The 7,975-nt window shown below is 67.0% G+C and carries 7 protein-coding genes and 1 pseudogene; 4 read left to right on the plus strand and 4 right to left on the minus strand.

The window, feature by feature from the left end; all coding sequences use genetic code 11:
* Window positions 1-17 precede the first annotated feature (17 nt).
* Window positions 18-1,487 (minus strand): MFS transporter, encoded by a 1,470-nt coding sequence (locus H2041_RS16155; protein WP_293414443.1) that lies wholly within the window; start codon window positions 1,485-1,487, stop codon window positions 18-20.
* Between the two features lie 135 nt (window positions 1,488-1,622).
* Window positions 1,623-3,005, minus strand: coding sequence for an MFS transporter (locus tag H2041_RS16160; RefSeq protein WP_293414445.1), 1,383 nt, complete (start codon window positions 3,003-3,005; stop codon window positions 1,623-1,625).
* A gap of 102 nt (window positions 3,006-3,107) precedes the next feature.
* On the opposite strand from H2041_RS16160, the gene H2041_RS16165 reads away from it, so the two are divergent.
* Both H2041_RS16165 and H2041_RS16170 read left to right on the plus strand, forming a co-directional pair.
* Window positions 3,108-3,734, plus strand: coding sequence for a glutathione S-transferase family protein (locus H2041_RS16165; protein WP_293414447.1), 627 nt, complete (start codon window positions 3,108-3,110; stop codon window positions 3,732-3,734).
* Between the two features lie 28 nt (window positions 3,735-3,762).
* Window positions 3,763-4,572 (plus strand): MliC family protein, encoded by an 810-nt coding sequence (locus tag H2041_RS16170; RefSeq protein ID WP_293414449.1) that lies wholly within the window; start codon window positions 3,763-3,765, stop codon window positions 4,570-4,572.
* A 2-nt stretch (window positions 4,573-4,574) separates the two neighbouring features.
* Here H2041_RS16170 and H2041_RS16175 read toward each other — a convergent pair whose 3' ends face one another.
* Window positions 4,575-4,757, minus strand: a complete 183-nt coding sequence (locus H2041_RS16175; protein ID WP_367134078.1) for a JAB domain-containing protein — start codon at window positions 4,755-4,757, stop codon at window positions 4,575-4,577.
* A 625-nt stretch (window positions 4,758-5,382) separates the two neighbouring features.
* On the opposite strand from H2041_RS16175, the gene H2041_RS16180 reads away from it, so the two are divergent.
* Window positions 5,383-5,763 (plus strand): DUF6516 family protein, encoded by a 381-nt coding sequence (locus H2041_RS16180; protein WP_293414451.1) that lies wholly within the window; start codon window positions 5,383-5,385, stop codon window positions 5,761-5,763.
* Window positions 5,763-7,316: an ArsR family transcriptional regulator gene (locus H2041_RS16185; protein ID WP_293414453.1), complete on the plus strand. Its 1,554-nt coding sequence runs from the start codon at window positions 5,763-5,765 to the stop codon at window positions 7,314-7,316. Before H2041_RS16180 ends, H2041_RS16185 begins: the two co-directional genes overlap by 1 nt.
* Window positions 7,317-7,456: 140 nt before the next feature.
* Here H2041_RS16185 and H2041_RS16190 read toward each other — a convergent pair.
* Window positions 7,457-7,862, minus strand: a pseudogene (locus H2041_RS16190) (integrase core domain-containing protein); the annotation flags it as partial.
* Window positions 7,863-7,975: the final 113 nt, after the last annotated feature.

Here is a 7,975-nt window from a genome sequence, read left to right on the forward strand (position 1 = left end):
TGTCAAGCGATCCCGTCCTAGTCTTCGGCCGCGCTGGCCAGGGCCGTGGCCATGTCCTTGGGCAGGGTGATGGCCGCCAGCAGGTAGTGGACCCCGGCCCAGGCGTAGATCAGCAGGTTCAGGATGATTCCCTGCCGCGTGCCTTCGGCGACCGCGAGCTTGCAGGCTGCGTCCACGACGGGACCAGCGCCTGCCGCGCCGACGCCGCCCGGGCACAGGGCGAAGAAGTCGCCCAGGTTCTGTCCGGCGAACAGGTTCTGGCTCAGCATGTCGATGCACCAGCCGCAGAAGGGCGGGCCGAAGCCCAGCGCGATCAGGTTGAGGACAAAGAAGAGCAGCGCCGTGGCCGTCGCCCGCATGCGCAGGGAGACGGCGTTCTGGATGACCCCGAAGGTCGGGCCCAGATAGGTGTAGTGGAAGATGCCGGGCAGCAGCAGCAGCGCCGCGGCGATCCGCCAGTCGTCCTGCAGATAGACGAGGATGTAGAGCGGACAGGCGATCAGCAGGCCCATGGCCGGCACGAGCGCGTACCAGCGTCCCGAGCGCTTGCCGGCCCAGTCGGTCAGGAAGCCGCCCAGCAGCGTGCCGGCGCCGGCCGCCACCCCGCCGATCACGCCGAAGATCAGGCCGACGGTCGCCAGGTCCAGACCGAACATGCGGATGAAGTAGGGCGCCTGGTACTGGCCCGTGCCGTAGCTGGCGAAGGAGGCGACCGTGATGCCGGCCACCATGTGGAAGAAGCCCCACTTGCCGAAGATGCGCTTGGCCACCGCCAGGATGGACGGCGGCTTGGCGGGCGCCGCGGGCGTGGCGGGCACGGTCTCCTCGCCCTCCAGGATGGGCGTGTCGGCCGGGGCGATGTCGGAATAGCCGCGCGGGGGCTCCTTGATGAAGAGCTTGATGGCCAGAGCCACGAGGATGCCGGGCAGGCCGACGATGACGAAGGCGGCGCGCCAGGAGACGTTCTGGGCGATCCAGCCGCCGGCCACGGCGCCGAACATGGTGCCCAGCGGGATGCCGAAGGAATAGATGGAGAGCGCCGAGGCGCGCTTCCGCGGCTCGAAATAGTCGGAGATCAGCGAATGGGCCGGCGGAGAGAGGCCCGCCTCGCCGACGCCCACCCCGAGCCGGAAGAGCACCAGGGTCAGGAAGCTGTTGGCCATGCCGCAGAGGGCGGTGAAGCCCGACCAGATGACGATGGCGAGCGAAATGATGTTCACCCGGCTGCGCCGCTCGGCCACGCGGGCGATCGGAATGCCCAGCGTCGTGTAGAGGAGGGCGAAAGCCAGCCCGCCCAGCAGGCCGAGCTGGGTGTCGGTGAGCTGAAGGTCGACCTTGATCGCCTGACCGATGGTCGAGATGATCGTGCGGTCGATGAAGTTGAAGGTGTAGGCCAGGACCAGCAGCCAGAGGACTGTGGTCTTGTAGCCTTCCGTATAGCGCGGCTGTTGCGGCGCGGCCGAAGGCGCGGCGTCGATAGCGGACACGTTCAGGTCCCTCCCCGGGTACTGGGCCGACTCTGATGGCCGCCTCTAAGCCTATCTAGACCGAGGTTTTCGCCGTACGCCAGCGCGGAGAGAAGAGGGCCCCGGCCGCCGTGCGGCCGCCGGGGCGCAGGTCGGTCAGCCGACGTTGTCTTCGCGGATGGTGCGGGTGGCCATCCAGAAGCAGAAGAAGGCCACCAGGCCGAAGAGGGTCGAGGCGATCAGCGCCCAGCGGACGCCCTCGGCCGAGCCCATGTTCATGCCGACGGCGAAGTAGTCCGACAGCAGGCCCACGGCCAGCGGGCCGAGGCCCAGGCCGATCAGGTTGATGATGAACAGCAGGATGGCCGCCGTGGTCGCCCGCATGTGCGGCGGCACGATCGACTGGGCGGTGCCGTAGACCGGCCCGTACCAGATGGTGCCCAAGAGGCCGTTGATCGTCAGGAGCAGCAGGGCCAGAGGGACCGAGCCCACGGTGACGGCCGCGATGTAGATCGGGATCGTGACGAGCGAGGCGATCGCCGGGGCGATCATCTGGGCGCGGAGGTCGCGGGCCCCGAACTTGTCGGCCAGGAAGCCGCCGAGCCAGGAGCCAAGCGCGCCGGCGGTGCCCGACATGAGGCCGAGCGCCAGGCCGAGGAAGCCCACCGACTGCAGATTGTAGCCGACGCTGGCGCCGACCGAGGCGGCGAGGGATTCCACCTGCTCAGGATGGTTGCGGAGGAAGAAGGAGGCGGTGAACGGCGCGTGGCCGTAACCGATGAAGGCCTTGATGGCGGCGGCGAAGGAGATGAACCAGAAGGTCCTCTTCTTGGCGAGCTCGCGCATGGTCTCGCCGAAGGTAGCCGACGCCGCCTGGATCTTCTCGGCCCGCTTGGCCAGCTCCTTGCGGGGTTCGGGCAGGGTGAAATAGGCCAGGAGGGCGAAGAGGATGCCCGGCACGCCGGCCACGAAGAAGGCGGCGCGCCAGCCATAGGCGTCGGCGATCAGCCCGCCGAAGATCAGCCCCAGCAGGCCGCCGATCGGCGTGCCCATGGAATAGAAGGCCAGCGCCGTCGAGCGCTTCTCCTTCGGCACATAGTCGCTGATCAGGGAGTGGGCGGGCGGGGTGCAGCCGGCCTCGCCGACGCCGACCCCGATGCGGAAGATGATCAGCTGGACGAAGTTCTGGGCCACGCCGCAGAGGGCGGTGAAGCCGCTCCAGACCGCCACCGCCGAGCCGATGATGATCGGGCGGTTCTTGCGCTCGGCCAGGCGGGCGATGGGGATGCCGAGCACGGTGTAGAAGAGGGCGAAGGCCAGGCCGCTCATCAGGCCGAGCTGCCAGTCGGCCAGGCCCAGGTCCTGCTTGATCGGCTCGGCCAGGATGTTGACCACCTGGCGGTCGAGGAAGTTGATCGTATAGATGCCAAGCAGCAGGCTGAGCGCATAGGTGCGGACGGGCTTGGCCAGCGGTTGCACCCCGGACGGCGTATCGGCCGGCTTTGGCGTCGGCGCGACAGGCGCGGCGGTGTCGGTCATCGTTGTCGATCTCCTGGGCGTTCGTTTCTTGTCGTTGCGGCACTCTAGACAGGCTCGTTCCGTGTTCGGCAATAGCGATACCCAGATTTCGAGGAGGTCCCCATGGAGCTGATCATCGGTACGAAGCGCTGGTCCACCTGGTCCCTGAGGCCGTGGCTGGCGCTGAAAAAAACGGGTGCGGCCTTCACCGAAACCGAGGTGGAGCTGCGCCAGGGCGACACCACAAAATCGGCCATCGCGCCCCATTCGCCCTCGGGTCTGGTGCCGGTCCTGAAGGACGGCGAGCTGACCGTGTGGGACTCGCTGGCCATCTGCGAATATCTCGCCGAGCGCTATCCGGAGGCCAGGCTCTGGCCCGCCGATCCGGCCGCCCGCGCGCTGGCCCGCTCGGCGGCGGCGGAGATGCACGCCGGCTTCGCCTCCCTGCGCGGCGAATGCCCGATGGCGCTCGATCAGGAGCCGCGGCCGCACGATGTCTCCGAGGCGACCCAGTCGGACCTGCGGCGCATCGTGGCCATGTGGAACCAGATGCTGGAGCGTTTCGGAGGTCCGTTCCTGGCCGGGGAATGGTCGATCGCCGACGCCTTCTACACGCCCGTGGCCACGCGGCTGCGCACCTATGGCCTGCACGCCTCCGACTACGGCGACACCGGCCGTGCGGGGGAGTACATGCAGCGCCTGTTGCAGGACCCGGATTTCCTGGCCTGGGAGGCGGCCGCCAGGGCATAGTGGACCGGGGGGAACGGAGGAGGTGGCGATGTCACGGGCCCTGATCCTGAGCCTCGTCGCAGGCCTGGCCCTCGCCGGCTGCGGACAGGAGGAGACGGCGAAGACCCCGGCGCCCCCAGCCAGGCCCAGCCTGGCGGGCGCGCCTTCGGCCCAGGCCCTCGGCGGCGGAGCGGCGCTCGGCGAGAATGCGCTGAGCTATCGGTGCGAGGACGGCCGGACGCTGCGCGCGGCCTATCCGGACAGCGACACGGCGATCCTGGAACTGGCCGGCGAAACCCATCGGCTGAGCGTCGCCCGTTCGGCCAGCGGCGCGCGCTATGTCGGCGAGGGGTGGCAGTGGTGGACCAAGGGCATGGCCGACGGGATGATCGCCCCGCTGGCGCCGGGGGAGGACATCGCCAGCGCCGAGAGCGTGAACTGCAAGGTCATCGAGGCGCCCTTGGCCGGAGGACCCGTCGCCCCCCACAGCGCCCAGGGCGCCGCCCAGCTGGTGCAGACCTACTACGCCCTGCTGGAGCAGAAGAAGTACGACGAGGCCTACCGGTTATGGCGCGACAAGGGCGAGCGCAGCGGCATGACGGCCGAAGCCTTCGCCGAGAGCTTCGGGCGGTTTTCCACCTATCACGCGGAGGTGGGGGCGCCCGGCCGGATCGAGGGCGCCGCCGGCTCGCTCTATGTGGAGGTGCCCGTCCACGTCTATGGCGAACTGACGTCCGGCGAGGCGTTCCACCTGCGCGGGCCCGTGCGCCTGCGCCGCGCCAACAGCGTGCCGGGCGCCACGCCCGAACAGCTGGAATGGCGTATCGACGAGAGCGGCGTGCGGCCGCGGCCGGAATAGGGCTAGAGCAGCCCCAGCGCCTTGAAGCTCGCCACGCCGTCGCGGCCGACCACCAGGTGATCGTGGACGGAGATGCGCAGGGCGCGCGCGGCCTCCACGATCTGGCGGGTCATCTCCACGTCGGCCGAGGAGGGCGTCGGGTCGCCCGACGGGTGATTGTGAAGGAGCCGAGCGAGAGTTCTCAACTCTATGAAATCTTTAGAATATCATTCGCTCCCGCCCGGTGCGGGGGGCGGGGAGTGGGGGGCGGCTATTGCCGACCAGAACGGCGGGTACCGTCCCCACCTCGTGAGCACCGCTCGATCACCGCGTAGCGCGGCACTGCACGACACTCTTTCTATCCCAGGCCTCAAGCTCCGTCACTGGGTAGAGGACGCCCTTACCGACCTTCACGTACGAAGGGCCAATCAGCATGGCTCGCCAGTTGCGGAGCGTCCCGGGTGAGATCTCTCCCCGGTAACGCTCCGACACCTCATCGGGCGTGAGGTACTGTGCGTTCGACATCGTTCAGCTCCTTTTTCTGCGGAGCACCGGGCGATCAGAGATCCTCCCGTGGCTGCACGATCAGCATCGGCGCTGCGATTCGTGGCCGGAAGGGGGATCCAGGCAGCGTAGCAGAATCGGCGCTCACCTCGTGCTAATGGGCGGATCGGCTGGTGATTGGCCCGGGGTGCCCAGCGCCCGCAGCCTCGTAGGCAGCCGAGAACGCGAGCGACAATTGCCGCGTCGCTACCGCGTACCGTTCTCTCGGCGGCGAATTGGCGCATTAGTGACTTCGTAGGCGAGAACGCATATCATCGGGCGATATGGATGATTTCGGAACGAGACCTGGAGACGCTACTCGATTTCGCGGATCAGTCGCCGTGGCGGTTGCCCGATGGCGGGTGGGTGGTGGTCCATGTCGAGCGGGTGGACGTTACCGGGCAACGGCCCCACGGCATCCGGTATGGCCTGGTGGTGCAAGACGCGAACAAACAGCGGGTCCTGGGTTTCGACAACTCACACGGCTTCGACGGAGCAGCTGACGATGACCCGTTCGACCACGAGCACCCCCTTGGCCGCGTCGAGCGGCGGATCCGCTATGACTTCAGATCGCCGAGTGCGCTGCTCGCCGACTTTTTCGATCGATGCGCCGCCTACTGCGCCGCGCAGGGCATGAGCTTCGACCTGCAGCCGGAGGGCGACCAGTGATGGCGAAAATCTCAGGACAGGATTTGCGTGCTCAGCTCCTGGCGAAGCTTGCTGAGCCGCAGCCCATTAATCGCGAAGCGGAGCGCATCGAAGCGCTTGCCGCGCCGCGCACGCGCGAGTTGCTGGTCGCCATTGCTGAGTTCAATCCACGCAGCATCGCCGAGCTGTCCGCCATCGTCGCTCGTCACCAACCCAACGTTAGCCGCGGCCTTTCCGCGCTCACCCGGGCGGGGCTGATCACCCTCGTTGCCGACGGAAAGGCCAGTGTGCCGACCCTGACGGACGATGGACGGCGCAAGGCCGCGGAACTTAGCGGGAAGACGGACCTCTCCCATCTCGCCGTCGCAGAGAGACCTACCGAAGAGGCCGTCACGCCGATTCTCAAGGCCGACGCTGCGGCCCGTCCGGGCGATCTGCAGAGCGACGAGGTGTTGGGGAAGCTGACGCTATTCGGCAAGCACGCAAGCGCGCCCGATCTTGATCTGAACGAGGTTGCGGTTCGCCTGCTCAGGAACTGGTGGCGGGTGTTTTATCGACTGGACGATCCGTTCCGCCTCTACGCTCTGACTATCGATAGCGTCTCGGAAGCGCTGCCAGGAGCTCTGTTTCTGAAAGCCGTTGGCGAGTTCATCGAGCTTTCCGCGCGCCCAACTCAGGATCCTCTGCAGGAGCCTTCTCTCAAAAGCGAACTTTCGCAGAAGGCGGCTCAGACCCTATTCATTGAGAGCCTGGTCGAGCCCGTAGCGCTCTATCTTGAACGAGGCCGGCGCTTCGATCGGCCTATCCACGCATTGTGGTCTCGGTTGCGCGACGTCCTGCAGTACGAGCGCGAGGCGCTCTTTGCGCGCACTGCGGGCGCGCTCGGGCTCTCACCGCATGATCTTTCCGATCACCAGTTCGACGCAGTCCGCCATCTGATCTCAGTCATTCCCGAGGAGGGCCCCCGCTTGGAGTTCGCTTCCTCGACTCTTCCGGAGGCTCTCGGGGCCACCTTGGGTTGGGTGCAGCACGAACTGCGCACGCATCGGGACAAAAATCGTTTCGAGGGGCTGCGACACCTGAAGTCGATCGAGAAGAAGAAGGGGGTCGCCCCTTGGGATGTCGGCAAGCAGAAAGCCGAGGCGGTCCGACGGCGCCTCCGGCTAGCTGACGATCGGGCCGTTGGTGGCTTGCCCGGGCTCGAGAAGTTCTTCGGAGCGGCCGGCTTCCAAGCGAGCGCGATGGCTGACGATCCCCTACGTGGGTTCCGGGGCCAGGCCGATCATGACCCGGTGATAGTGGTGCGGGAGTCTGGACCAGCCGGCACTGCCTTTTTGCTAGCTCGGGCTGTTGGCGACTACCTGGGGTATGACGACGCCGAAGCGCCTATCTCCGAGCTGCGCACCGACCGGCAGGCCATGGGACGGGCGTTCGCGGCCGAACTCCTCGCACCTGCCGATGGCGTGATCCACATGATCGACCAAGAAGGTCAGACGAAGTTGGCCGTCGCACGCCATTACGGCGTCGACCTGCCTGTCGTCTCGTATCAGTACGCAAACCACGGGCACCGCTAGGTGTCTGGTCCCGGAGTGTGGAGGAATCGGCCAAGCTGATCCCTCATTCCGGGAGGAACTATGGGCCAGATACTCCACGGCAGCGCCACGATCACGCACGCCATCCGAGCGGCGATACAGCGAAGGCTCCGCTCAAAGAGCTAGGTGTCTGGTCCCGTGACCTGCCCCCCGCCGGTCCCTCGATCATTGTGAGAGCTCTGGGGGTTGATAGTTGATCTCCAAGCGCCGGCGGTAGCGGGCGGCCGGTGGAGCTGATCAAGTTGCGCAGCCGGCCGGCCGCGGGGTTCAGCCGCACCGCTTCGGGCGTTAGGCCGCCATGCGCCGAGTGCGGGCGCACATGGTTGTAGTCGAGCCGCCAGCCTCGATCATAGCCCGGGCCTCGGCCAGGCTTCCGAAGACCTCTTCGTTCAGGCACTCGTCGCGCAGCTTGCCGTTGAAACTCTCGACGAAGCCGTTCTGCTGCGGTTTGCCCGGGGCGATGTAATGCCACTCGACGCCGGTGCGGTTGGTCCATTCCAGCATGGCCCGGCTGGTCATCTCGGTCCCGTATCACATCAGGAAGGCGGATGACGGCACCACTACCAGAACCATCGCCAGCTCGAGGATCACCTTGCCGCCTTCCTGGACGCCTACAACTTCGCGAAGCGCCTCAAGACCTT

The organism is Phenylobacterium sp., from assembly GCF_013911965.1.
In the GTDB taxonomy this organism is placed as follows: domain Bacteria; phylum Pseudomonadota; class Alphaproteobacteria; order Caulobacterales; family Caulobacteraceae; genus Phenylobacterium.